The following is a 23,769-nucleotide window of genomic DNA, read 5'->3' as shown; positions in this document are numbered from 1 at the left end:
CCAGGCGTGTGCCCCTCTCGCGGCGAAGGAGAATGGGGGCATGGCAGGTTCGATCGAGCAGGCGCGGCACTGGCGGTACGCCGAGCTGCCCGGGGTCGACCTCCTGCGGGCCCGCTACATACGCAAGACCTTCGTACGGCACACCCACGAGCACTTCGTCATCGCCGCCGTCGTCGACGGCGTGGAGGTCTTCCACCACGGGGGAGCGGACCAGTACGCCGGCGCCGGCGCTCTGGCGCTGGTCAATCCGGACACCCCGCACACCGGGCGGGCCGGCGTCCCCGAGGGATGGCGCTATGGGGCCGTGTACCCCTCGCCGGAACTGGTGGCCGAGATCGCCGCCGAGACCACGGGTGTCCGGGGAACCCCGGGCTTCGTACGGCCCGTCCTCGACGACCCGTACGCGGTGTCCCTGGTGCACCGGGTGCTGCGCGCCGCCGACGAGGGCAACGCGCTGGCCGCCGACACCCTGCTCAGGGTCGCCGTGACCCGGCTCCTGCGGCTGAACGGCGGGCCGCTCCCCCAGCGCGCCGTGCGTACGGCGGGAGCCGGGGTCGCCGCACGCGCGCGTGAGGTGCTGGAGGGGCGGATGGCCGAACCGCCGAGCCTGGAACGGCTGGCCGACGACCTCGGCACGGGCCCGTTCGCCCTGCTGCGCGCGTTCCGGGACGTGTACGGCATGCCACCGCACACCTGGCTGACCGACGCGCGGGTCCGGCGGGCCCGCCGGATGCTGGACGCGGGCGTCTCGCCGGCCGAGGCGGCGGTCGCCGTGGGCTTCACCGACCAGCCCCATCTGAACCGCCACTTCAGCCGGATCGTCGGCGTCCCGCCCGGCGCCTACCAGCGGGAGCGCAAGAACGTACAAGACACCTGGCGGGAGCCGTTCTAGCGTCGCAGGCGTGTCAGAACAGAACACTCCAGCAGAACCCCGTGCGGACAGGGACGAACCCGATGCCGCCGTCGTACGGGACGCCCTCGGTGTCGGAGTGGCCGTGGGGCTCTCCGGGTTCGCCTTCGGGGTGACGTCGGCCGGCAGCGGGCTCACGCTCCTGCAGACCTGCGCGCTCAGCCTCCTGGTGTTCACGGGGGCGTCGCAGTTCGCCCTGGTGGGGGCGCTCGCCGCCGGTGGCAGCCCGCTGACCGCGGCGGCGGGCGCCTTCTTCCTCGGCGTGCGCAACGCCTTCTACGGACTGCGGCTGTCGCAGCTGCTGCGCCTCACGCGCGCGGTGCGGCCGTTCGCCGCCCAGTGGGTGATCGACGAGACGACCGCCGTGGCGCTGGCCCAGCCGACGCGGCGGAGCGCGCGGCTCGGGTTCGTCGTGACCGGCCTGAGCCTGTACGTGCTGTGGAACCTCACCACGCTCCTCGGCGCACTGGGCGCCGAGGCCATCGGGGACACCGACGCCTGGGGGCTCGACGCGGCCGGTCCGGCCGTCTTCCTGGCGCTGCTGGCGCCGATGCTGACGTCCACGACCGAGCGGGCCGTGGCCGGTCTGGCCGTGGTGCTCGGGCTCGGGCTGCTGCCCGTCCTGCCCGCCGGTGTGCCGGTCCTGGTCGCCGCCCTCGCGGCACCGGCTGTGCTGTGGGCCGAAGGCCGCCGCCGGGGCGCGGCGCGGAAGCCGGGGCAGCCGCGGGAGCGGCGAGAGACCCCGGACGCGGGGGAGTGGCGAGAGACGCGGGCGGGCGAGCGATGAACATATGGATCGCGATCGGCGCCACTGCGATCGGCTGCTACGCCGTCAAACTCATCGGACTGCTCGTGCCCGCGGGCGCGCTCGAAAGGCCCCTCGTACGGAGTCTGGCAGCCCTGCTGCCGGTCGCGCTGCTGGCCGCGCTGACCGCGCAGCAGACGTTCGGTGACGGGCGCGCGCTCGTCCTGGACGCGCGCGTGGCCGGGCTCGCCGCGGCCGCCGTGGTGCTGATGCTGCGGGCCCCCTTCCTGCTCGTCGTCGCGGCGGCCGTGGCGGTGACGGCCGGGGCGCGGGCCCTCGGCGGGTGACCTGGGTCTCCGGCCGGGCGGGACACGGCGCGTGACGCGCGGCGCGCGTGCGCGCGAGGTGCGACGGACGCCGTACGCGCGCCAGGACGGCCCGGTCCAGGGCGCGCGTGCCCGCGGGGACCGCCGGACGGTCAGCCGATGTGGCGGCCGTACGCCCTGAGGGTGCGCAGCGCGTCGATCGTCGCCATGGGGCGGGCTTCCAGACCGACGCCGGGCGCCCACCGCTGCCGGCGGGAGGGCCAGCCGCCGTCCTCCCGCTGCTCGCCCGCGAGATGGTCCAGAGAGCGGCTGATCTCGGCTTCCGTGAACCACGCGCGCGCCAGCGAGCGTGGTGTCGCCGCGAAGTCGTGCGGGAGGAAAGCCCCGCCCGGCGTGCTGCCGGGTGAGGACGGGCCGGTGTCGACGATGTCGCGCTCCGGGTCCAGCGCGGCGAGGCGCTGGTCGCGCACCATGCGGCCCAGACGGTCGGCGACGGCCTCCGCGCGCGGGCGGTCGGGAGCGGCGTCCAGGAACGCCACCGCGGCCCGGACTTCCTGCGGATGGGACTTCTCCAGGGACTCGACGGCCTGCCAGCAGAAGTCCGTCGCCCGGAACAGCCAGGCGTGCCACACCTCGTTGCGGTGCAGCAGGCCGACGACGGGCCCGGTGGCCAGGAGCGAACTCGGAGGCGCCTGCACGATCGTCCACGAGGGCGCGGCGGGGTAGCCGCGCTGGCGGGGATCGGTTGCCGGAAGGGCCCCGTCCGGGGTGGAGACCGAGGTGAGATAGCGGCACACGCGTTCCACCCGCTGTCCCCCGCAGCGCCCGATCGCGTCCAGCACGCGCAGTGCGTGACCGCTGTGCAGCGGCTGGCTGACCGGGCCGCGCAGGTCCGGGTCCAGGGCGTGGCCGTACCCGCCGTCCTCGTTGCGATAGGCGTCCAGCGCGGTGTCCACCGGGTCGGCCGAGCCGTTCAGGAAGTGGTACGCGAACAGCCGCTGCTCCAGCACCCGCGCGGTGAGCCAGACGAACTGCTCGGCACGGAAGAGCGGGGAGTGCGCCGGGGGCGCCGGGGGGAGTGGGGATGCTCCGGATTCAGCCATGCGTCAGACCGTAGGGCGCCGAGCGGCCCTGGCAAGCGGTCCCGTCACAGGCCCACCCTCAGGGGCGGGATACTGGACGCATGCGGTTGACGGTCTTCTGGCAGCGGATGGCGGACCACTTCGGTCCGGGGCACTCGGACACCTTCGCGCGCGATCACGTGATGGCGGAACTGGGCGGGCGCACGGTGAACGAGGCGCTGGAAGCGGGCTGGGACACCAAGGACGTGTGGCGTGTGGTCTGCGACGTCATGAACGTTCCGGGGGAGCGGCGTTGACCTGTACCGAACACCGCACGACCAGGCCCGATTGTCGGCGGGGTGGGCGAGACTTGCTCCGTGGCAAGCACTGACGAGACCGGGCCGCTCGCCCGGCACGGGTCCCCGTTCGGCACGACGCCGCCCCTTCCGCCCCCGGGCGAGGGTGGCGCCGGGCCCGGTTCCCGCATGCCGCGCTGGCTGCCGCGCGCCATGGTGCTGGCGTTGACGCTCGTCGGCGCGTTCCAGCTGGGCAGCTGGGCGTTCCACCAGCTCACCGGGTTGCTGATCAACATCCTCATCGCGTTCTTCCTTGCCCTCGCCATCGAGCCCGCGGTGAGCTGGATGGCGTCGCGCGGACTGCGCCGGGGACTGGCCACGGCCACCGTCTTCCTCGCCGTGATGGTGATCGCCGCCGGGTTCGTGACCCTGCTGGGGTCCATGCTCGCGGGCCAGATCATCAAGATCGTCGAGGACTTCCCGCAGTACCTCGACTCCGTCATCAACTGGATCAACGGGCACTTCAACACCGAACTGCGCCGTGTCGACGTCCAGGAGGGGCTGCTCCGCTCCGACTGGCTGCGCAACTACGTGCAGAACAGCGCCACCGGCGTCCTCGACGTGTCCGCCCAGGTCCTCGGCGGGCTCTTCCAACTGCTGACGATCACGCTGTTCTCGTTCTACTTCGCCGCGGACGGCCCGCGACTGCGCCGGGCACTGTGCTCCGTGCTGCCGCCGGCCCGGCAGGCCGAGGTGCTGCGCGCGTGGGAGATCGCCGTCATCAAGACCGGCGGCTACCTGTACTCACGCGGACTGATGGCGCTCGTCTCCGGCATCGCGCACTACATCCTGCTGGCGAGCCTCGATGTGCCGTACGCGCCCGTGCTCGCGGTGTGGGTGGGCCTGGTCTCGCAGTTCATCCCCACCATCGGCACCTATCTCGCGGGTGCCCTGCCCATGCTGATCGCGTTCACCGTCGCTCCCTGGTACGCGCTGTGGGTGCTGGTGTTCGTCGTGGTCTACCAGCAGTTCGAGAACTACATGCTCCAGCCCAAGCTGACCTCCAAGACCGTCGACATCCACCCCGCCGTGGCCTTCGGGTCGGTCATCGCGGGCACCGCCCTCCTCGGCGCGGTGGGCGCGCTGATCGCCATTCCGGCTGTCGCCACGCTCCAGGCGTTCCTGGGGGCGTACGTGAAGCGGTACGACGTCACGGACGACCCGCGTGTGCACGGGCACCGGGTGCGGGCCGCGGGCCGCGGTCTGGTCGTCCGCGTACGCACGCTGTGGTATCACGTACCGGGAGCGGCACGGCCGGAGCCGAGGCCGCGACCCGAGCCCGGACCTGGCCCGGAGCCCCGGCCCGGACCGGATTCCGACCCGGACGCCGCCTCGGGCCCGGACCCCAGACCCGGACGGGGCTCCAAGCCCGGTCCGGACACCGAGCCCGGTCGGGACCCCGGTTCGGGCACCGGGACTGATCCGGACTCCAACGGCTCCGGCGGCTCCAACGGCTCCAACGGCTCCGGCGGCGGCTCCGCCTGAGACGGACGCCCGTCACGGCCGGACGGCCGGGGGCAGGCGAAGGCCGGGCCGCAGACGGGGGCGGTGACCTCCGGCAACGTCCCGGAAACGGGACGTCGGATGCGGGCCGCCGGGGGAGTCCGGGCCCGTCCCGGGCCCCCACATCACCCCCGCGAGTGTCGCGTGGTGCGCTTGACACAAAAATCGAACATCCATTCTTATGGAAGCTCCGGCAGGGTGCGCAGCGGGTGGTTCGCCTGGTTTTCTACGGAGAAGTACCCGAGTTATCCACAGGCTGGACGGGCGTCGGGGCGCATTGTCAGTGGCAGGCGTTAGCGTCTTTGACGTGAAGCGATCGACTCAAGCAAACCGGGTGGAACCCATGGCAGGAACCGACCGCGAGAAGGCTCTCGAAGCCGCACTCGCACAGATTGAACGACAATTCGGCAAAGGCGCGGTCATGCGCATGGGCGAGCGGTCGATGGAGCCCATCGAGGTCATCTCGACCGGGTCGACCGCGCTCGACGTGGCCCTCGGCGTCGGCGGCCTGCCACGCGGCCGTGTCGTCGAGATCTACGGACCGGAGTCCTCCGGCAAGACCACGCTGACCCTGCACGCGGTGGCGAACGCCCAGAAGGCCGGCGGCCAGGTCGCCTTCGTGGACGCCGAGCACGCCCTCGACCCCGAGTACGCGAAGAAGCTCGGCGTCGACATCGACAACCTGATCCTGTCCCAGCCGGACAACGGCGAGCAGGCCCTGGAGATCGTGGACATGCTGGTCCGCTCCGGAGCGCTCGACCTCATCGTCATCGACTCCGTCGCCGCGCTCGTCCCGCGCGCGGAGATCGAGGGCGAGATGGGCGACAGCCACGTCGGTCTCCAGGCCCGTCTGATGAGCCAGGCCCTGCGGAAGATCACCAGCGCACTCAACCAGTCGAAGACCACCGCGATCTTCATCAACCAGCTCCGCGAGAAGATCGGCGTGATGTTCGGCTCGCCGGAGACCACGACCGGTGGCCGCGCGCTGAAGTTCTACGCCTCGGTGCGTATCGACATCCGCCGCATCGAGACCCTGAAGGACGGCACCGACGCCGTCGGCAACCGCACCCGCTGCAAGGTCGTCAAGAACAAGGTCGCGCCCCCCTTCAAGCAGGCCGAGTTCGACATCCTCTACGGCCAGGGCATCAGCCGTGAGGGCGGCCTGATCGACATGGGCGTGGAGCACGGCTTCGTCCGCAAGGCCGGCGCCTGGTACACGTACGAGGGCGACCAGCTCGGCCAGGGCAAGGAGAACGCGCGCAACTTCCTGAAGGACAACCCCGACCTGGCCAACGAGATCGAGAAGAAGATCAAGGAGAAGCTGGGCGTCGGCGTGCGGCCGGAGGAGCCGGCGGCCGAGCCGGGCGCGGACGCGGCCGGCTCCGCCCCCGCGGACGACGCCGCGAAGACGGTGCCCGCCCCGGCGGCCAAGGCGGCGAAGACCAAGGCCGCGGCGGCCAAGAGCTGATCCGTGACACGGCGAACGGACTGGGCCGAGTACACCTTCTCCCCGGAGACCCCCCGGGGGCGGGGCAGCGGTGACGAGGGCTTCTCCGACCCGGGCACGCATGCCCGGGGAGAGGGCGCGGCCCAGGAAACGGACGGGGGACACGACAGCGAGGCACGGCGTGAGGGCGGCTCGGCGTACGGGGCCGGCGGCTCTCGGGGCGGTTCGCGCCGCGCACGCGGCGGGACCCGGGGCACGGACGGTCCGGGTGGCACCCGAGGGCGCCGCAGACGCGGGCACACGGAGCCGTCCGGTGAGGACGGAGGCGCCTCTTCCTCGTCGAGGGCCGAGGAGGGGACGCCCCCAGGGGACCCGGTGGAGCGGGCACGGGCGATCTGCCTGCGCCTGCTCACCGGGACCCCGCGCACACGCAGACAGCTCGCGGACGCCCTGCGCAAGCGGGAGATCCCGGACGACGCCGCCGAGGAGGTGCTGTCGCGGTTCGAGGAGGCCGGCCTCATCGACGACAGCGCGTTCGCGGACGCCTGGGTGGAGTCCCGGCACCACTCCCGGGGGCTCGCCCGGCGCGCGCTCGTCCAGGAGCTGCGCACCAAGGGCGTCGACTCCGCACTGATCGACACGGCCGTAGCCCAGCTCGACTCCGAGCAGGAGGAGGCGACCGCACGCGACCTCGTCGCCCGCAAACTGCGCTCCACACGCGGGCTGGACCGCGACAAGCGGCTGCGGCGGCTCGCGGGGATGCTGGCCCGCAAGGGCTATCCCGAGGGCATGGCCCTGCGCGTGGTCCGGCAGGCCCTGGAGGAGGAGGGCGAGGAGACGGAGTTCCTGGGGGACGAGGGATTCTGACGCCGGCGAGGGCCGGGATCGGACGGAGGGCGCCGGCCCGGACACGGTGGACGCGCGGGGGCGCCCATCGCGTCCGGAACCGAGCCCCCGATGAGGAACCACGAGTACGGAGGCGACCCTCCGGTGCGGACCGGGCCCTTGAGGAGGCGCGACGTCCGGGGACGTGCGCGCGACGTCAGTGCGCGGACTCCGGTGTCACCGGCAGGCCCAGCGCCCGCCACGCCTGGAATCCGCCGATCAGATCCGTGGCCCGGTACAGCCCCAGGCGCCGCAGCGATTCGACGGCCAGGCTCGACGCGTACCCCTCGTTGCAGAACACCACGACGCGCAGCGCGTGACCGGTGGCCTCGGGGACGCGGTGGCTGCCCTGCGGATCGAGCCGCCACTCCACCTCGTTGCGCTCGATGACGAGGGCGCCGGGGATCAGTCCGTCCCGCTCGCGCAGCGCCGCGTACCGGATGTCGACCAGCAGGGCCTCGCCGCCCCGCGCGGCCTCGTACGCGTCCGGCGCCGCTATCCGCTCGTAGCCGGAGCGCACCCGCTCCAGCAACTCGTCGATGCCGACGGGCCGTTCACCCGGGAAGTCCGCGTCCGGGCCGGTCTCGTGCGCGCTCACTGCCAGTCCTCCGGGCTCTCCACCTGCTCCAGTCGCAGGACCGGCCCGCTGCGGCTGAAGCGGCGGATCCGCGGCAGGGGCGGGTAGTAGGCGTGTACGGAGACAGCGTGCCGGTCGGAGGACTCGTTGAGGACCTCGTGGACATGATGACGGCCGAAGGAACGCCCCTTGCCGGCCGGCAGCAGACGTGAGCGGTCGACGTCCTCGTGCAGTTCGAGCGTCTTCCAGCCGTCGGCGGGCAGCCGGACGGCGAGGGAGTGCTCCCTGAGTTCACCGGACGCCGTGACGAACGCCCCCACGGACTCCGCGTGGTCGTGCCAGCCGGTGCCCGTCCCGGGTGGCCAGCCGATCAGCCACGCCTCGCTGCCACCGGGACCGTCGAGCCGTACCCAGGTGCGGCCCTCGGGGTCGAGCGGGAGTGAGGCGATCAGTTCGGTGTCGGCGGCCGTGCGCCGCGCGAAGTCGAGGAGATCCGCCTGGGTCGGCTCGGAAGCCGGTGCGGGAACCGCCGCGCCGGCCGGGACGGAAGCCGTTCCGGAGGCGACGGCCATCCGCACGGAAGCCGCCGCGGAATCCGGCTGGGAGGCGGCAGTCGCGGCGGTGAGAGAGGGGACAGACAAGGGGCACCGTCCTGGAGAAGTTCGCGAAGAGCGCGCGCGACGGCGCAGTCGGCGACTGGCGGCGCACGGCGGAAAAGGGGGATGCGAGTTCAGCAGGACGGGCGACACACGCAGCCCGCGTAGCGGACGAGGTCCATGTGGACCCTCCGCCACAGGCGTACACAGGTGTCGGTCACGGTCCGGAGTAGACCACGCCGGTACGAGCCGGTCAACTCGCTGTCACCATGCGGACCGCACGGTGACAGCGAGCGCGACGCGGGCGGCGGTCAGCGCGAGCCGGCCGCGGCGCCGGCCTGCGCGGCGGCCTCGGCGGGTGCCTTCACCGGTCCGCCCAGGACGGCCTCGGCGGCCGCGTACAGATCGGCGGGCCGCACCCCGCTCAGCGCCGTGACGAGGTGGCCGTCGGGCCGCACCAGCAGGACCGAGTGCGCGGCCGCCCCGGGGTAGCTCTCGGCGACCAGCAACTCGGCCCGGTAGGGCAGCGCCGTCACCGCCGCCGCGAGCCGGGGCATGATCCCGGCCGTCGCCCAGTGCTTGCGCTCCCACACACCCGTGCCCGGGGCGATCAGCAGGACCAGCAGCGCGCCACGCCCGAGCCGGTCGCGCAGCTGTACGAAGGAACCGTCCTCCGCGGTGACCCGTACGTCGGCGACGGGCGCCCCGCGCGGGGTGTCCACGGGCACCTCACCCTCCAGGGCGCCCGGCGCGAGCGGTGAGCCGGCGTACGTCCCGGGGGCGCCGATCGCCCCCTGTCCCAGGTGGCCGTCCGTCAGCAGCGCGTCGTGCCCCCGGGTCGAGCCGGGGACGTACGCGCGCAGGCCGCTGCCGGGCCGCAGCAGCGGCAGGGCCTGGTCGGCGGCCCGCAGCCGGGCGGCGACGACCGCGCGCCGCTCGCTCTGGTAGCTGTCGAGCAGCGCCTCGTGCGGCCCGTGGTGCCAGGCCGGGGCCAGCTTCCAGGCGAGGTTGTCGGCGTCCCGCAGCCCTTCGTCCAGCCCGTGCGTACCGAGCGCGCCGAGGCAGTGGGCCGCGTCCCCGGCGAGGAAGACCCGCCCCACGCGCCAGCGGCGGGCCAGGCGGTGGTGGACCGTGTGCACACCGGTGTCGAGGAGTTCGTACGACGGTGTCGGGCCGTCGGTCCACCCGCCGAGCGTCTCCCGGACATGGCCCACCAGCAGCTCGGGGGTGACGAGGTCCTTGCCCGGCGGCAGCAGCCAGTCCAGACGCCACACCCCTTCCGGCAGCGGGCGCCCGGTCACCTCCCCGCCCGAGGGGCCGGACGTCCGCCACGGCGGCATCCGGTGGAGCAACGCGCGGCCCTCCCAGGGAAGTTCCACGCGCAGTGCGGCCACGGCGTGTCGTTCGACGGCCGTTCGACCGGGGAAGCGGATGTCCTGGAGCTTGCGCACGGTCGAGCGGGGGCCGTCGCAGCCGACCACGTAACTGCCGCGCCACCAGGTGCCCTTGGGGCCGCGGGTGTGGGCCGTGATGCCGGAGCGTTCCTGCTCCAGGGCGTCCAGCCGGCTGTCGACGCAGACCTTCACCAGCGGCTCGTTCACGAGGGCGGCGCGCAGGGCGCCGGTCAGCACGTGCTGGGCGATGTGCAGCGGAGCGGGGCCGGTGAGGTGTTCGGGCCCGTCCGGGGCGTCGCCGAAGGAGACCTCGCGCATCACCTGCTTGCGCCGCATCGACCGCCATCCGGCCCAGCGGGTCCCGGCGCGGGCGACGGGCGACCCGGTCAGGCGTTCGAGGAGCGCGGTGGTGTCCTCGCGCAGGACGACGGTACGCGCGAGACGGGGTTCGTCCTTGCCGGGGCCCTCGTCCAGGACGACGGACGGCACCTCCTGGCGGGCCAGGGCCAGGGCGAGCGTGAGCCCGACGGGTCCCGCCCCGACGATGATCACCGGGTCCACGGCGCGGCGCCCCCTGCCCGCAGCGGTGCCCCGGGGGACGCGGGTGAACAGAACGTGGGAGCAGGGTGCACGATCACAGAACGTATGCAACCCATTGCCAGTGTTTGCGTCAAGTGATGAAGGGCAGTGGCGATCATGCCACTGCCCTCCGTCGGCTCAAGCGATATGACGTGACGTCAGGTCTTCCCGCCCGCGCCGGCCCCGTAGGTGCCTCCGGTGGCCGCCGGGTTCAGCTCCTCCATGTCCTCGGCGCCGAGCACCGCGCCCGTGCTGCGCTTGCTGCGCCGCAGCCGCTGCTCCAGCCAGCTCGCGAAGCTGGTGAGGACGAAGTTCAGGAGGATGAAGACGGCGGCGACGACGACGAAGCTCGGGATGACGTTGCCGTAGAAGGCCGCCAGGGTCTGGCGCGAGTTCAGCAGCTCGGTGAAGCCGATCATCACACCGCCGAGCGCCGTGTCCTTCACGATCACCACGAGCTGGCTGACGATGGCCGGCAGCATCGCGGTGACCGCCTGCGGGAGCAGGATCGCCGTCATGGTCTGGCCCTTGCGCAGACCGATGGCGTGGGCCGCCTCGGTCTGGCCCTTGGGGAGGGCCAGGATGCCCGCGCGCACGACCTCGGCGAGCACCGAGGCGTTGTAGAGGACCAGGCCGGTGACCACCGCGTACAGGGGCCGTTCGTTGCTCGGGATGCCCGTGGAGCGGACGTAGAACTCGTTGGCGAACAGCATCAGCAGCAGCACCGGGATGGCCCGGAAGAGCTCGACCACCACGCCCGCGGGTACCCGCACCCACTTGTGGTCGGACATCCGTGCGATGCCGAAGGCGGCGCCCAGCGGGAGGGCGATCACCATGGCGAGCGCCGCCGCCTTCAGCGTGTTGAGCAGGCCGGGCCACAGATAGGTCGACCAGGCCTCGGACTGGGTGAAGGGCTTCCACAGGGCCCAGTCGAGCTGGCCCTTGTCGTCCATCGTCTTCCAGACCCACCACACCAGGGCGACGATCAGGACGACGAAGACGACCGAGAGCAGGACGTTGCGCCGCTTGGCGCGGGGGCCCGGGGTGTCGTACAGGACCGAGCTCATCGCTTCACCGCCAGTCGCTTGCTGAGCCAGCCGAGGAAGAGGCCGGTGGGCAGGGTCAGTACCACGAAGCCGAAGGCGAAGACGGCCGCGATGAGCACTGTCTGAGCCTCGTTCTCGATCATTTCCTTCATCAGCAGCGCCGCTTCCGCCACACCGATCGCGGCCGCCACCGTGGTGTTCTTGGTCAAGGCGATCAGCACGTTGGCCAGGGGGCCGATGACCGCGCGGAACGCCTGCGGCAGCACGATGAGCCGCAGCGTCTGGGTGAAGTTCAGGCCGATCGCACGGGCCGCCTCGGCCTGTCCGAGCGGGACGGTGTTGATGCCGGAGCGGATCGCCTCGCAGACGAACGCCGCGGTGTAGGCGACGAGTCCGAGCACGGCGAGCCGGAAGTCCCGGGTCTTGAAGATGTCGGACCCCATCGTCACCCCGAAGATGTCGGCCAGGCCGAGCGAGGTGAAGAGGATGATGACCGTCAGGGGGATGTTCCGGACGACGTTCACGTACACGGTTGCGAAACCGCGCATCAGCGGGACCGGGCTGACACGCATGGCTGCCAGAAGGGTGCCCCAGACCAGGGAGCCGACGCCGGAGAACAGGGTGAGCTTGATCGTCACCCAGAAGGCGCCCAGCAGGGTGGGGTCGTCATAGTCAGAAAGAAAGTCGAACACGATCTCCCGCGCTTCCGGGTGGGTGAGGAACGTGGACAGCGCGGCGTGCCGTCGCCTTGATCGCGGTCGGCGACGGCACGCCGGTGGGGGACGCTCGCGCTACTTGACGACGTTGCCGATCTTCGGCGCGGGCTCGTTCTTGTAGTTGGCCGGACCGAAGTTGTCCTGGACCGCCTTGTCCCAGGCGCCGTCCTTGACCATCTTCTCCAGGGCCTTGTTGATCTTGTCCAGGGTCGCGGAGTCGCCCTTCTTGACGCCGATGCCGTAGTTCTCGTTGCTCAGCTTGAGGCCGGCGAGCTTGAACTTGCCCTTGTACTGGCTCTGCGCGGCGAAGCCCGCGAGGATCGAGTCGTCGGTGGTCACCGCGTCCACTGCGCCGCTCTGCAGGGCGGCGATGCACTCGGAGTAGCCGCTGTACTGCTTGAGGTTGGCCTTCGGGGCGATCGAGTCCTTGACGTTCTGCGCCGAGGTCGAGCCTGCGACGGAACACAGGTTCTTGCCGTTGAGGTCGGTGCCCTCGGCGATGTCCGAGTCCGCCTTGAGGAGCAGGTCCTGGTGGGCCAGCAGGTACGGGCCGGCGAAGTCCACCTTCTGCTTGCGCTCGTCGGTGATCGAGTACGTCGCCGCGATCATCTTGACGTCGCCGCGGGCCAGGGCGTTCTCGCGGTCGGCGCTCTTGGTCTCGACCCACTCGATCTTGTCGGGACCGTAGCCGAGCTCCTTGGCCACGTACGTCGCCACGTCCACGTCGAATCCGGCGAACGAGCCGCCCGGCTCCTTCAGCCCCAGGCCGGGCTGGTCGTACTTGATACCGATCTTGATCTTGCCGCCGCCACCGGAACCCGAACCGCTGTCCTTGCTGCTGTCACCGCCGCACGCGGTGGCGGTGACCGAGAGGACGAGGGCGGCGGCGACCGCGGCGGAGGCCTTGCGGAGCTTCATGGTGAACATCCTTTGCGTGATGAAGAGATGCGTCCCCTCAGGGGGTGGTGACGCAGGTCGTCGGGTGCGTGACGCAGTCCGTCAGTGGTGCAGGATCTTGGACAGGAAGTCCTTGGCGCGGTCACTGCGCGGGTTGCTGAAGAACTGGTCCGGCACGGCTTCTTCGACGATCTTGCCGTCGGCCATGAAGACCACCCGGTTGGCGGCCGAGCGGGCGAAGCCCATCTCATGGGTGACGACGATCATGGTCATGCCGTCACGGGCGAGCTGCTGCATGACCTCCAGGACCTCGTTGATCATCTCCGGGTCGAGAGCCGACGTCGGCTCGTCGAACAGCATGACCTTGGGGTCCATGGCCAGCGCCCGGGCGATGGCCACACGCTGCTGCTGGCCACCGGAGAGCTGGGCGGGGTACTTCTCGGCCTGGCTGGCGACGCCCACCCGGTCGAGCAGGGAGCGGGCCTTCTCCTCGGCCTTCTTCTTGTCCGCCTTGCGGACCTTGATCTGCCCCAGCATCACGTTCTCGAGCACGGTCTTGTGCGCGAAAAGGTTGAAGGACTGGAAGACCATCCCGACGTCCGCGCGCAGCCGGGCCAGCTCCTTGCCCTCCTGCGGCAGCGGCTTGCCGTCGATGGTGATCGTGCCGGAGTCGATCGTCTCAAGGCGGTTGATGGTGCGGCACAGAGTGGACTTACCGGACCCGGAGGGCCCGATGACCACGACGACCTCACCGCGGGTGATCGTCAGATCGATGTCCTGCAGTACGTGCAAAGCGCCGAAGTGCTTGTCGACGTTCTTCAGGACGACCAGGTCGCCGGTCGCGGCCGCGTCCACCTTGGCCACCGATACTTCGGTCATCGCTGTAAGGCTCCGTCCTCCTCGGTTTCGGAGGACAGTAGTAACCGCATGCGACCTGCGTCATCAGTTCTGAGGTGAATCTGAGCATCACGATCCGATAGCAATCGGACACGTGTCGTAGCTCGTGACGGCCGGGCGCGTACCGGCTGGATAACGGAAGCCGCCCGCAACCGGAACCCCCTTGACGGCGTCCTCGTCCATCAGCGTGACTCTCTTGATGCACGCGCGCGTGTACGCACTGTGTACACGTTCGAACCGTACGGCCGGTGAACCGAAGGAGGCCGGGGTGAGACTGCTCCTCGTCGAGGACGACAACCACGTCGCCGCAGCACTGTCCGCGGTTCTGGCGCGGCACGGCTTCGACGTCACGCACGCGCGCAGCGGCGAAGAGGCCCTTCAGGCACTCGTCCCCGAGGCCGACGGCTTCGGGGTCGTCCTCCTCGACCTCGGCCTGCCCGACCAGGACGGCTACGAGGTCTGCGGCAAGATCCGCAAGCGCACCGCCACCCCGGTGATCATGGTGACCGCGCGGTCCGACGTCCGCTCGCGCATCCACGGCCTCAACCTCGGGGCCGACGACTACGTGGTGAAGCCGTACGACACCGGTGAGCTGCTCGCCCGCATCCACGCCGTCAGCCGGCGCACCGTCCAGGAGGACGCCGGGAGCGGCACCGAGGGGATGCTGCGGCTCGGCGCCGTCCACATCGAACTGCCCACCCGCCAGGTCAGCGTCGACGGCTCGGTCGTCCAGCTGACCCGCAAGGAGTTCGACCTGCTCGCCCTGCTCGCCCAGCGCCCCGGCGTGGTCTTCCGCCGCGAGCAGATCATCAGCGAGGTGTGGCGCACGAGCTGGGAGGGGACCGGGCGCACCCTTGAGGTGCATGTGGCCTCCCTGCGCGCCAAGCTGCGCATGCCGGCGCTGATCGAGACCGTCCGCGGCGTGGGCTACCGGCTCGTCGCCCCGGCCGCGTAGCGGGGCAGGGTGCGCACCCGGCTCCTCCCGCTGCTCATCGTCCTGATGGCGGCCGTACTGCTGGCGCTCGGCGTGCCGCTCTCCGTCAGCCTGGCCGCGGCGCAGCAGCAGAACGTCGTCATGGACCGGATCGACGACACCGCGTACTTCGCGGCGATCGCGCGGCCCGCGGCCGACGCCGGCAGCACCCGCGACGAGCGGCGCGTCCTCAGCAGCGAGCTGGAGAGCTACTACGAGGTCTACGGCATCCGCGCGGGCGTCTTCCTGCCCAACGACACGCCCCTGGCCAGCGGTCCCGCGACCTGGTTCCTGCCGGGCGCCGGCGAGGTGCGCGACGCGTTCGAGGAGTCGCTGCTCAGCAGGCGCAGCCACGACCCCGAGCAGGTGTGGCCCGGACAGCGGGGGCGGCTCGTGATCGCCTCGCCGGTCATCCGGGACGGCGACGTCGTCGCGGTCGTCGTCACCGACTCGCCCACGGGGCAGATGCGGTCGCGGATCCTCGACGGCTGGCTGCTCGTCGGCGCCGGGCTGACGGCCGCGATGCTGGTGGCCGTCGGCGCCGCCCTGCGGCTGACCGGCTGGGTGCTGCGGCCCGTGCGCGTGCTGGACGTGACCACGCACGAGATCGCCAGCGGCCGGCTGAAGTCCCGCGTCGCGGTGGCCAGCGGGCCCCCGGAGCTGCGCCGGCTGGCCCGCTCGTTCAACGAGATGGCGGACAACGTGGAGGACGTCCTGGAGCAGCAGCGCGCGTTCGTCGCGGACGCCTCCCACCAGCTGCGCAACCCGCTCGCGGCGCTCCTGCTGCGCATCGAACTGCTCGCCTTCGAACTGCCCGAGGGCAACCAGGAGATCGCCTCGGTGCAGGCCGAGGGCAAGCGGCTGGCCCAGGTGCTGGACGACCTGCTGGACCTGGCCCTGGCCGAGCACACCGAGGCCGACCTGCGGCTCACCGACGTGGGCGCGCTGGCCGCGGAGCGCGTCGCGGCCTGGTCGCCGACCGCCGAGGCCAAGGGGGTGAGCCTGCGCGGCGCCTGCCCGGCGACCACCGCCTGGGCCGATCCGGTGGCGCTGTCCAGCGCGCTGGACGCGGTGATCGACAACGCGGTCAAGTTCACGCCGCGCGACCAGAGCGTCGAGGTCACCGTCGAGTCCACCGGCACCGCGTCGACGATCACGGTCGCCGACCGCGGCCCCGGCCTCACCGACGAGGAACTCGCGCGCGTGGGCGACCGCTTCTGGCGCAGCGGCCGCCACCAGAACATCAAGGGGTCCGGCCTCGGCCTGTCCATCTCGCGGGCCCTGCTCGCGGCGGGCGGCGGCGCGATCTCGTACGGCCGCCACGAGCCGCACGGACTCCGGGTGACCGTGACGGTCCCGAGGTCGGGCCCGGCCTCCTGAGCGGCCCTACGGCTTGACCGAGCGGTAGTAGCCGCGAGCGCCCTCGTGCAGGTCCAGCGGATCGGTGTAGATCGCCGTCCGCACGTCGACGAGCTGCGCGGAGTGCACCTGGTCGCCGATCCGGTCGCGGCTCCTGATCACCGTCCGGGTCAGCCACTCGGTGAGCCGGGGATCCATGTCCTTGCGGGTGATCAGCAGGTTGGAGACGGCGATCGTCGGCACGGTGTCGCCGTTCTGGACCGTCGGGTAGGCCGACTCCGGCATGTTGGTCGCCCGGTAGAACTGCGCCGCGTCCCCCTGGGCGTGCACCTTGGCGACGAGCCTCGCGTCGATCGGCACGAAACGGAACGAGGACGTCTCCGCGATCTTCGCCAGCCCGTCCGTCGGCACCCCGCTCGACCAGAAGAACGCGTCGAGCTCCTTGCCGAGGCGCCCGGGGCCGGTGTCGATGCCGTCCGACCGGGGGGTGATGTCCTTCTCCGGGTCGATCCCGGCCGCCTCCAGCACGCGCGTGGCGATCAGCCGCACCCCGGAGTTCGGCAGCCCGATGGCCACCCGCTTGCCCTTGAGGTCGGCGACCGACCGGATGTCCGAGTCCGGCGGGACGACGAGCTGCACGTAGTCGTCGTACAGGCGGGCGACACCGCGCAGCCGGCTCTGGACCGGCTTGCCGCCGATCCTGAACGTGTCCACGGCGTCGGCGGCGGCGATCGTGAAGTCGGCCTTGCCGGTGGCCACGCGCTCGACGTTCTCCTGCGAGCCGTCGCTCGTCAGCAGCCGCACCTCCAGCCGCGGCATGTCCTTGGCCAGCTCCTTGCGCAGCAGCTCGCCGTACTCCTGGTACACACCCGCGCGCGTGCCGGTGCTGAAAGTGATCGTCCCGCTCGGCGGCGCCTCGCCCAGGGGCAGGACCCACCACAGCAGCAGCCCCAGGGCCACGGCCCCGGCGGCCCCGCCCCGCAGGACGTGGCGCCTGCGGAGACGGATGCGGGTCGGTGCGCTGGCCATGGCGGAGATCCTGCCAGTCGGTCCGGGCCGCTGACCAGGGCCGGGGTCACAGGGCCGCCGGAGGATGCCGCCGGGGGCCTCCGGCGCGGACACCGCGCTGTCCGACCCGGCCGCTACAGTCGGCCGTATGAGTTCCTCGCCCGCCGACCTGGTCCGTGAGTTCCACCGCGCGTTCGGCCTCGACGCCCGCACCCGGCCGACGGAGGTCGCCCCGGGACTCGCCGCGCACCGCGGGGAACTGCTCGCCGAGGAGGCGGCGGAGGTCGCCGAGGTGGCCGTCAGCGGCCCGCTCGACCGGCTCGCGCACGAGCTGGCGGACGTCGTCTACGTCGCGTACGGGACGGCCCTGGTCCACGGCATCGACCTGGACGCCGTGCTGGCCGAGATCCACCGCTCCAACATGACCAAGCTGGGCCCGGACGGACAGGTCGCCCGCAGGGCCGACGGCAAGGTCCTCAAGGGCGAGCACTACGAGGCGCCGGACGTCTGCGCGGTGCTGCGCGGACAGGGGTGGGCGGGCGCCGCCAGGTAGCCGCGGGGGTGCCCCGCCCGCCCGAAACACAGGGACGAGGGATTCGTACGACCGCATACCCTTGTCCCATGAGCAGCAGCGACCGGAGCCAGGCAGTGGGCGTGAAGACTTACGAGGTGCGCACCTACGGGTGCCAGATGAACGTCCACGACTCGGAGCGATTGTCGGGGCTGCTCGAGGACGCCGGTTACGTGCGCGCACCCGAGGGCGCGAACGGCGACGCTGACGTCGTCGTCTTCAACACCTGCGCCGTCCGCGAGAACGCCGACAACAAGCTGTACGGCAACCTCGGCCATCTCGCCCCCATGAAGACGCGGCGGCCCGGGATGCAGATCGCGGTCGGCGGCTGCCTCGCGCAGAAGGACCGCGACACCATCGTCCGGCGCGCGCCCTGGGTCGACGTCGTCTTCGGCACGCACAACATCGGCAAGCTGCCCGTCCTGCTGGAACGCGCGCGCGTGCAGGAGGAGGCGCAGGTCGAGATCGCCGAGTCGCTGGAGGCGTTCCCGTCGACGCTGCCGACCCGGCGCGAGAGCGCGTACGCCGCCTGGGTCTCGATCTCCGTCGGCTGCAACAACACCTGCACCTTCTGCATCGTCCCCGCCCTGCGCGGCAAGGAGAAGGACCGCCGTACCGGCGACATCCTCGCCGAGGTCGAGGCCCTGGTCGCCGAGGGCGTCAGCGAGATCACCCTGCTCGGCCAGAACGTCAACGCCTACGGTTCCGACATCGGCGACCGCGAGGCGTTCGGCAAGCTGCTGCGGGCCTGCGGCGCGATCGACGGCCTGGAGCGGGTCCGCTTCACCTCGCCGCACCCGCGCGACTTCACCGACGACGTGATCGCGGCGATGGCCGAGACGCCCAACGTGATGCCGCAGCTGCACATGCCGCTCCAGTCCGGCTCGGACACGGTCCTGAAGGCGATGCGCCGCTCCTACCGTCAGGAGCGCTACCTGGGGATCATCGAGAAGGTCCGCGCCGCCATCCCGCACGCGGCGATCACCACCGACATCATCGTGGGCTTCCCCGGCGAGACCGAGGAGGACTTCGAGCAGACGCTGCACGTCGTGCGCGAGGCGCGCTTCGCACAGGCGTTCACCTTCCAGTACTCCAAGCGGCCCGGCACCCCCGCGGCCACCATGGAGGACCAGATCCCCAAGCAGGTCGTCCAGGCCCGCTACGAGCGCCTCGTGGCCCTCCAGGAGGAGATCTCCTGGGAGGAGAACCGGGGGCAGGTCGGCCGCACGCTGGAGCTGATGGTCGCCGAGGGCGAGGGCCGCAAGGACGACGCCACCCGCCGTCTGTCGGGGCGCGCGCCCGACAACCGCCTCGTGCACTTCGCCAAGCCGGACCAGGAGGTCCGCCCCGGTGACGTCGTGACCGTCGAGATCACCTACGCCGCCCCGCACCACCTGCTCGCCGAGGGAGCCGTCCTGGAGGTGCGCCGCACGCGCGCGGGTGACGCCTGGGAGAAGCGCAACGCCGCCGGCCGGGTCCAGCCGGCCGGTGTGCTGCTGGGCCTGCCCAAGGTGGGCGTGCCCGAGCCGCTGCCGGCGGTCACCGGCGGCTGCGCCGTCGACTGACGCGGACCGACCCGCCCGGCCCCGGGACGGGCGGCCGACAGGACCGCCGTCCCGTCTCCGGGACGGGCGTGTCCTGGGGGCGAGCAGCCCGGCGTCCTCCGAGGGGCCCGCAGTAGGCTGCCGATCATGCTTGTCGCCGCCGCAGTCTGCCCGTGCCCGCCCCTCCTCGTGCCCGAGGTCGCCGCGGGCGCGGCACCCGAGATGGACGCCGCGCGTGCGGCGTGCGTGGACGCGCTCGGCGTCCTGGCCGCGTCCCGGCCCGGCCTCCTCGTGGTCGTCGGTCCCGCCGGGCGGAGCGGGCGCGGCAGCCACCCCGAGGGCACGCCGGGCTCCTTCCGGGGCTTCGGCGTCGACGTCGGCGTACGGCTGGGCGGGGCGGCGTCCGATGCGGGCGCGGGGCGTGTGCTGCCGGCCTCGCTGGCTGTGGCCGCCTGGCTGCTGGAGCGAACGGGCTGGTCGGCCGCCCCGGTCGGGGGCTTCGGGGTGGGGGAGTCACTGGAGCCGGAGCGGTGTGCCGAGGCGGGCAGGGACCTCGCCGCCCGCGAGGACCGGGTGGCGCTGCTGGTGATGGGCGACGCGAGCGCCTGCCGCACGCTCAAGGCGCCCGGCTATCTCGACGAGCGGGCGGCGCCCTTCGACGCGTCCGTCGCCCGCGCGCTCGGCAGCGCGGACGTGCCCGCACTCCAGGCCCTCGACACCGCTCTCGCGGCAGAACTCCAGGCGTCGGGCCGCTCCTCATGGCAGGTGCTCGCCGGGGCCGCCGAGCAGGCGGGGCTGGCGGGTTCCCTGCTGTACGACGACGCGCCGTACGGCGTCGGCTATCTGGTCGCCGCCTGGTCGTAGCGGACCGGCGCGCCGGGGGACACGCGGGCACGCACCCGCGCGCGTGCCCGCTGGGCCCGCACTCCCGCGGACGGCCGATGCCCGTGCGAAGGGCGGACGGCCGGGAGCGTGTCGTCTCCACGGCCGTCCGTCGATGTGCCGTTCACGTGGTCGGCGGGGGTGCGTCCGGCGGCGGGGTGCCGCTGCCGGACGCCGTGCCGTCGCCCTTGTGCGCGAGTCGGTCCACGGCGCCCTTGGCCTTGCCCGTACCCGTCTGGATCTTGTCGCTGTACTTGCCCTTGGTCCTCTCGTCGACCACCTTGGCCGCCTTGTCGAGACCCTGGGCCACCTTGTCCTCGTGCCGCTGTGCGAAGTCGGAGACCTTGCCCTTGGCCGGTGCGAGTTTGGCTTTCAAATTGTCCATCAGACCCATGCTTCACCTTCCCGCGCGGGGCAGTTATGTGCGTGCGTTCTCGCCGGTCTCGCTGTCGGCGGCCTCGTCGGCGGACTGCTGCTTGGGGATCTCGACGCCGTCGTCGGAGCCGGACTCCGCCGGCTTGTCGGCCGACGGCCGGTCGGGCTCCCCCTCCGGTGCCGCGGCCGACCCCTTCGCCTCCGTCTCCGACGTCGTCTCCGCGACCGCCTCGGCCGCGGTCGTGTGTGTGCCGGCCTGTGCCTCGGCGGCCGATTCCTCTTCCGTGGTCTTCGCCTTACGGAAAATTCGTGCGAAAACGCCCATGTCCACTCCATACGTTACTCGTGCGGGCGAAATCCCGCGTCGTCCGGTGCGTCCGTTTGCGCCCCCGGTGCGCCGCCTCCCCCCGACGGGCGGCAAGACCTCGCAACTGGCAACGACCCCGCACGAGTGCCGTCACGTAACTCGTTCGAGTCCACCCCCCGGAGTTTGGGAGACTGGGCCCGTGAGCAGTGCACTCTCCCCCCCGCGCGTCATCGCCGTCGTCGGTCCCACCGCGGCCGGGAAGTCCGATCTGGGCGTCTTCCTGGCCCACCGGCTCGGCGGCGAGGTCGTCAACGCCGACTCCATGCAGCTGTACCGAGGGATGGACATCGGCACCGCCAAACTGACGCGGGAGGAGCGCGCCGGCGTCCCTCACCATCTCCTGGACGTCTGGGACGTGACCGTCACCGCCTCGGTCGCCGAGTACCAGCGGCTCGCCCGGGAACGCATCGACGCGCTGCTCGCGGAGGGGCGCTGGCCGATCCTGGTCGGCGGCTCCGGCCTGTACGTGCGCGGCGCCGTCGACAACCTGGAGTTCCCCGGCACCGACCCCGAGGTCCGGGCGCGGCTGGAGGAGGAACTCGCGCTGCGCGGCTCGGGGGCGCTGCACGCGCGCCTCGCCGCCGCCGACCCCGAGGCCGCCGTGGCGATCCTGCCCAGTAACGGCCGCCGTATCGTGCGGGCCCTCGAAGTGATCGAGATCACCGGCCGACCCTTCACCGCCAATCTCCCCGGCCACGACAGCGTCTACGACACCGTCCAGATCGGCGTCGACGTGGCGCGCCCGGAACTGGACGAGCGCATCGCGCGCCGGGTCGACCGGATGTGGGAGGCGGGACTCGTGGACGAGGTCCGCGCACTGGAGGCGCGTGGGTTGCGTGAGGGGCGTACGGCCGCCCGCGCGCTCGGCTACCAGCAGGTCCTCGCCGCGCTCGCCGGTGCGTGCACCCTGGAAGAGGCGCGCAGCGAGACCGTTCGTGCCACCAAACGCTTCGCGCGCCGTCAGGATTCATGGTTCAGGCGCGACCCGCGGGTGCACTGGCTGAGTGGAGCTGCGGCGGATCTCACAGAACTTCCGCATCTCGCACTGGCGTTGCTCGAACGACCGGTCACAGCCTGATCACGTGATGGCATCGGGACGCTCCGGCCGCCGTCCGGGCCTCCGGCGCCGTGCCATCATCGAGCTTCGATCGACCAAGTGAGTCCGAGTTGGGAGGGGCGCGTGGCGATGGAGGCCGGCCCTCGCGACACCGCACAAGGCACCGAGCACGTCACGGCCGACCGTGACGAGCGAGAGCGGGACGCGGACAGCCTGAGCCCCGACGGCCCCCCCGAGCCCGAGGACGGCGTCACCGACGACGGCCCCGAGCCCGAGGAGATGTACGCGAGCGGCCCGGAGGTCGAGGTCGAGCTGCGCCCGCAGCGGCGCCTGCGCATCTGGCAGCTCGCGCCCATCGTGGGGCTCGCCGCGGTCGGCTCCCTGATGTTCGCCTTCCCGCTGGCCTTCGACTTCGGCGACAGCGGCGCCGTGATCGCGATGCTCGGGCTGCTCATCTGCTCCACCGCGGCCGGCTGGGGCATGATGGCCGCCCGGCGGGTGGGCTCCACCTGGCCCGGACTGCCCGCCCGGGGTTCCGGACGCCGGCCGGACTGGCGGGTCGTCCTCGCGTACGCCCTGCTCGTCGCCGCGGTCGTGGTGCTCGCCGTGTGGCGCGTCGCCCGCCTGCGCTGACCTCCCGCGGCCGCCGTTCCGCCTCCTTCCCGGCGCTGTCGTACCCGCACCGTACGATCGAGGAATGAGCACGCGGATCGCCTTCCTCAAGGGCCACGGCACCGAGAACGACTTCGTGATCGTCCCGGACCCGGAGAACACCGTCGACCTGCCCCCGACCGCCGTCGCCGCCCTGTGCGACCGGCGCGCGGGGATCGGCGGTGACGGCCTGCTGCACGTCGTGCGCTCCGCCGCCCACCCCGAGGCGGCGCACCTGGCGGCCCAGGCGGAGTGGTTCATGGACTACCGCAACGGCGACGGCTCGATCGCGGAGATGTGCGGCAACGGCGTGCGCGTCTTCGCGCGCTACCTCCAGCGCGCCGGTCACACGGCCGAGGGCGACCTGGCCGTCGCCACGCGCGGGGGCGTGAAGACCGTGCACCTCGCCAAGGACGGCGACATCACGGTCGGCATGGGCAGGGCGCTCCTCCCCGAGGGCGCCGTCACCGTGAGCGTCGGCGCCCGCAGCTGGCCCGCGCGCCACGTGAACATGGGCAACCCCCACGCGGTCGCCTTCGTCGGCGACCTCGCCGACGCCGGGACGCTCCACGACGCCCCGCCGTTCACCCCGGCCGCCGCCTACCCGGACGGGGTGAACGTCGAGTTCGTCGTCGACCGCGGCCCCCGCCACGTGGCGATGCGCGTCCACGAGCGCGGCTCCGGGGAGACCCGCTCCTGCGGCACGGGCGCCTGCGCGGTCGCCGTCGCCACCGCCCGCCGGGACGGCGCCGACCCGGCCCTCACCGGCGCTCCCGCGACGTACACCGTGGACGTCCCCGGCGGCACCCTCGTCATCACCGAGCGACCCGACGGCGAGATCGAGATGACCGGCCCGGCGGTGATCGTGGCGGAAGGCACCATCGACGCGGAGTGGCTGGAATCGTTCGCTCGCTGAGCGCCGCCGCCGACACGACCGTCCGCACGCCGGTCGGCCGCGCCCCCGCAACCACGGGCCACCGCCATGAGCGGCACGTTCGAAAGCCTCAACTGCGGCCGTCCGTATGGCGCAAAACCATAAACCCGGGG

At 72.2% G+C, this 23,769-nt stretch carries 26 protein-coding genes and 1 pseudogene; 15 read left to right on the top strand and 12 right to left on the bottom strand.

Annotation, left to right across the window (positions count from 1 at the left end):
* Nucleotides 1-40: 40 nt before the first annotated feature.
* The 3 genes and pseudogenes from SZN_RS04115 to SZN_RS04105 form a co-directional block, all read left to right on the top strand.
* Nucleotides 41-886: pseudogene (locus SZN_RS04115) on the top strand (AraC family transcriptional regulator); the annotation flags it as partial.
* 16 nt (nucleotides 887-902) lie between these two features.
* On the top strand, nucleotides 903-1,697 hold the full coding sequence (locus SZN_RS04110; RefSeq protein ID WP_050814996.1) for an AzlC family ABC transporter permease: 795 nt from the start codon (nucleotides 903-905) through the stop codon (nucleotides 1,695-1,697).
* Nucleotides 1,694-2,002 carry an AzlD domain-containing protein gene (locus SZN_RS04105; protein ID WP_007491668.1) on the top strand — a complete coding sequence of 103 codons (309 nt, stop codon included), beginning with the start codon at nucleotides 1,694-1,696 and terminating at the stop codon, nucleotides 2,000-2,002. The genes SZN_RS04110 and SZN_RS04105 overlap by 4 nt, the downstream gene beginning before the upstream one ends.
* 131 nt (nucleotides 2,003-2,133) lie before the next feature.
* On the opposite strand, the gene SZN_RS04100 is transcribed toward SZN_RS04105, so the two are convergent.
* Nucleotides 2,134-3,084: a hypothetical protein gene (locus SZN_RS04100; protein WP_007491666.1), complete on the bottom strand. Its 951-nt coding sequence runs from the start codon at nucleotides 3,082-3,084 to the stop codon at nucleotides 2,134-2,136.
* Between the two features lie 80 nt (nucleotides 3,085-3,164).
* On the opposite strand from SZN_RS04100, the gene SZN_RS04095 reads away from it, so the two are divergent.
* From SZN_RS04095 to recX, 4 genes are all read left to right on the top strand, one after another.
* Nucleotides 3,165-3,359, top strand: a complete 195-nt coding sequence (locus SZN_RS04095; protein WP_043728000.1) for a DUF3046 domain-containing protein — start codon at nucleotides 3,165-3,167, stop codon at nucleotides 3,357-3,359.
* Nucleotides 3,360-3,527: 168 nt separating this feature from the next.
* A complete protein-coding gene (locus SZN_RS04090; protein WP_007491662.1) occupies nucleotides 3,528-4,883 on the top strand; it encodes an AI-2E family transporter in 1,356 nt (451 codons plus the stop codon).
* 361 nt (nucleotides 4,884-5,244) lie between these two features.
* Entirely contained in the window at nucleotides 5,245-6,369 is a 1,125-nt protein-coding gene (recA, locus tag SZN_RS04085) for a recombinase RecA (protein WP_043727996.1), read from the top strand.
* A gap of 3 nt (nucleotides 6,370-6,372) precedes the next feature.
* Nucleotides 6,373-7,215: a recombination regulator RecX gene (recX, locus tag SZN_RS38125; RefSeq protein ID WP_078508431.1), complete on the top strand. Its 843-nt coding sequence runs from the start codon at nucleotides 6,373-6,375 to the stop codon at nucleotides 7,213-7,215.
* 175 nt (nucleotides 7,216-7,390) lie between these two features.
* On the opposite strand, the gene SZN_RS04075 is transcribed toward recX, so the two are convergent.
* The 8 genes from SZN_RS04075 to SZN_RS04045 all read right to left on the bottom strand — a co-directional run bounded on the left by SZN_RS04075 (nucleotide 7,391) and on the right by SZN_RS04045 (nucleotide 13,917).
* Nucleotides 7,391-7,831 carry a rhodanese-like domain-containing protein gene (locus tag SZN_RS04075; protein ID WP_007491657.1) on the bottom strand — a complete coding sequence of 147 codons (441 nt, stop codon included), beginning with the start codon at nucleotides 7,829-7,831 and terminating at the stop codon, nucleotides 7,391-7,393.
* Nucleotides 7,828-8,382, bottom strand: a complete 555-nt coding sequence (locus SZN_RS04070) for a cupin domain-containing protein (RefSeq protein WP_007491656.1) — start codon at nucleotides 8,380-8,382, stop codon at nucleotides 7,828-7,830. Before SZN_RS04070 ends, SZN_RS04075 begins: the two co-directional genes overlap by 4 nt.
* 158 nt (nucleotides 8,383-8,540) lie before the next feature.
* On the bottom strand, nucleotides 8,541-8,627 hold the full coding sequence (locus tag SZN_RS43320) for a putative leader peptide (protein ID WP_313960178.1): 87 nt from the start codon (nucleotides 8,625-8,627) through the stop codon (nucleotides 8,541-8,543).
* Nucleotides 8,628-8,717: 90 nt separating this feature from the next.
* On the bottom strand, nucleotides 8,718-10,361 hold the full coding sequence (locus tag SZN_RS04065; RefSeq protein WP_007491655.1) for an FAD-dependent monooxygenase: 1,644 nt from the start codon (nucleotides 10,359-10,361) through the stop codon (nucleotides 8,718-8,720).
* A 176-nt stretch (nucleotides 10,362-10,537) separates the two neighbouring features.
* Nucleotides 10,538-11,446: an amino acid ABC transporter permease gene (locus tag SZN_RS04060; RefSeq protein ID WP_007491654.1), complete on the bottom strand. Its 909-nt coding sequence runs from the start codon at nucleotides 11,444-11,446 to the stop codon at nucleotides 10,538-10,540.
* Nucleotides 11,443-12,117: an amino acid ABC transporter permease gene (locus SZN_RS04055; RefSeq protein WP_007491653.1), complete on the bottom strand. Its 675-nt coding sequence runs from the start codon at nucleotides 12,115-12,117 to the stop codon at nucleotides 11,443-11,445. The genes SZN_RS04060 and SZN_RS04055 overlap by 4 nt, the downstream gene beginning before the upstream one ends.
* A gap of 99 nt (nucleotides 12,118-12,216) precedes the next feature.
* The gene (locus tag SZN_RS04050) at nucleotides 12,217-13,059 is read right to left on the bottom strand and encodes a glutamate ABC transporter substrate-binding protein (protein WP_007491652.1); all 843 of its coding nucleotides are present in this window, start codon (nucleotides 13,057-13,059) and stop codon (nucleotides 12,217-12,219) included.
* Nucleotides 13,060-13,140: 81 nt separating this feature from the next.
* Nucleotides 13,141-13,917, bottom strand: a complete 777-nt coding sequence (locus SZN_RS04045; RefSeq protein WP_007491650.1) for an amino acid ABC transporter ATP-binding protein — start codon at nucleotides 13,915-13,917, stop codon at nucleotides 13,141-13,143.
* Nucleotides 13,918-14,203: 286 nt separating this feature from the next.
* Between SZN_RS04045 and SZN_RS04040 the strand changes: the two genes are divergently transcribed.
* Nucleotides 14,204-14,890, top strand: a complete 687-nt coding sequence (locus tag SZN_RS04040) for a response regulator transcription factor (RefSeq protein ID WP_007491648.1) — start codon at nucleotides 14,204-14,206, stop codon at nucleotides 14,888-14,890.
* A 9-nt stretch (nucleotides 14,891-14,899) separates the two neighbouring features.
* Nucleotides 14,900-16,288, top strand: a complete 1,389-nt coding sequence (locus SZN_RS04035) for a sensor histidine kinase (protein ID WP_007491646.1) — start codon at nucleotides 14,900-14,902, stop codon at nucleotides 16,286-16,288.
* Nucleotides 16,289-16,294: 6 nt separating this feature from the next.
* Here SZN_RS04035 and SZN_RS04030 read toward each other — a convergent pair whose 3' ends face one another.
* On the bottom strand, nucleotides 16,295-17,296 hold the full coding sequence (locus SZN_RS04030; RefSeq protein ID WP_007491644.1) for a TAXI family TRAP transporter solute-binding subunit: 1,002 nt from the start codon (nucleotides 17,294-17,296) through the stop codon (nucleotides 16,295-16,297).
* A 127-nt stretch (nucleotides 17,297-17,423) separates the two neighbouring features.
* Between SZN_RS04030 and SZN_RS04025 the strand changes: the two genes are divergently transcribed.
* The 3 genes from SZN_RS04025 to SZN_RS04015 all read left to right on the top strand — a co-directional run bounded on the left by SZN_RS04025 (nucleotide 17,424) and on the right by SZN_RS04015 (nucleotide 20,254).
* A complete protein-coding gene (locus SZN_RS04025; protein WP_043728030.1) occupies nucleotides 17,424-17,828 on the top strand; it encodes a pyrophosphohydrolase domain-containing protein in 405 nt (134 codons plus the stop codon).
* Between the two features lie 68 nt (nucleotides 17,829-17,896).
* Nucleotides 17,897-19,411: a tRNA (N6-isopentenyl adenosine(37)-C2)-methylthiotransferase MiaB gene (miaB, locus tag SZN_RS04020; RefSeq protein WP_043727991.1), complete on the top strand. Its 1,515-nt coding sequence runs from the start codon at nucleotides 17,897-17,899 to the stop codon at nucleotides 19,409-19,411.
* Nucleotides 19,412-19,537: 126 nt separating this feature from the next.
* On the top strand, nucleotides 19,538-20,254 hold the full coding sequence (locus SZN_RS04015; RefSeq protein WP_007491636.1) for a class III extradiol dioxygenase subunit B-like domain-containing protein: 717 nt from the start codon (nucleotides 19,538-19,540) through the stop codon (nucleotides 20,252-20,254).
* 142 nt (nucleotides 20,255-20,396) lie between these two features.
* Here the strand turns inward: SZN_RS04015 and SZN_RS04010 are convergent, their stop codons facing one another.
* The gene (locus tag SZN_RS04010) at nucleotides 20,397-20,666 is read right to left on the bottom strand and encodes an antitoxin (protein WP_007491634.1); all 270 of its coding nucleotides are present in this window, start codon (nucleotides 20,664-20,666) and stop codon (nucleotides 20,397-20,399) included.
* Between the two features lie 24 nt (nucleotides 20,667-20,690).
* Nucleotides 20,691-20,972, bottom strand: coding sequence for a hypothetical protein (locus tag SZN_RS04005; RefSeq protein ID WP_043727985.1), 282 nt, complete (start codon nucleotides 20,970-20,972; stop codon nucleotides 20,691-20,693).
* A 181-nt stretch (nucleotides 20,973-21,153) separates the two neighbouring features.
* Here SZN_RS04005 and miaA point away from each other — a divergent pair, with 181 nt between their 5' ends.
* The 3 genes from miaA to dapF all read left to right on the top strand — a co-directional run bounded on the left by miaA (nucleotide 21,154) and on the right by dapF (nucleotide 23,638).
* Nucleotides 21,154-22,092: a tRNA (adenosine(37)-N6)-dimethylallyltransferase MiaA gene (miaA, locus tag SZN_RS04000; RefSeq protein WP_007491630.1), complete on the top strand. Its 939-nt coding sequence runs from the start codon at nucleotides 21,154-21,156 to the stop codon at nucleotides 22,090-22,092.
* 108 nt (nucleotides 22,093-22,200) lie between these two features.
* Complete coding sequence (locus SZN_RS03995) at nucleotides 22,201-22,704, top strand: hypothetical protein (protein ID WP_007491628.1); 504 nt, start codon at nucleotides 22,201-22,203, stop codon at nucleotides 22,702-22,704.
* Between the two features lie 64 nt (nucleotides 22,705-22,768).
* Nucleotides 22,769-23,638, top strand: coding sequence for a diaminopimelate epimerase (gene dapF / locus SZN_RS03990; protein WP_007491625.1), 870 nt, complete (start codon nucleotides 22,769-22,771; stop codon nucleotides 23,636-23,638).
* The last annotated feature ends 131 nt before the right edge of the window (nucleotides 23,639-23,769 follow it).

It is taken from the genome of Streptomyces zinciresistens K42, assembly GCF_000225525.1.
Classification (GTDB): Bacteria; Actinomycetota; Actinomycetes; order Streptomycetales; family Streptomycetaceae; genus Streptomyces; species Streptomyces zinciresistens.
This window is presented reverse-complemented; position numbering and strand designations above follow the sequence as displayed.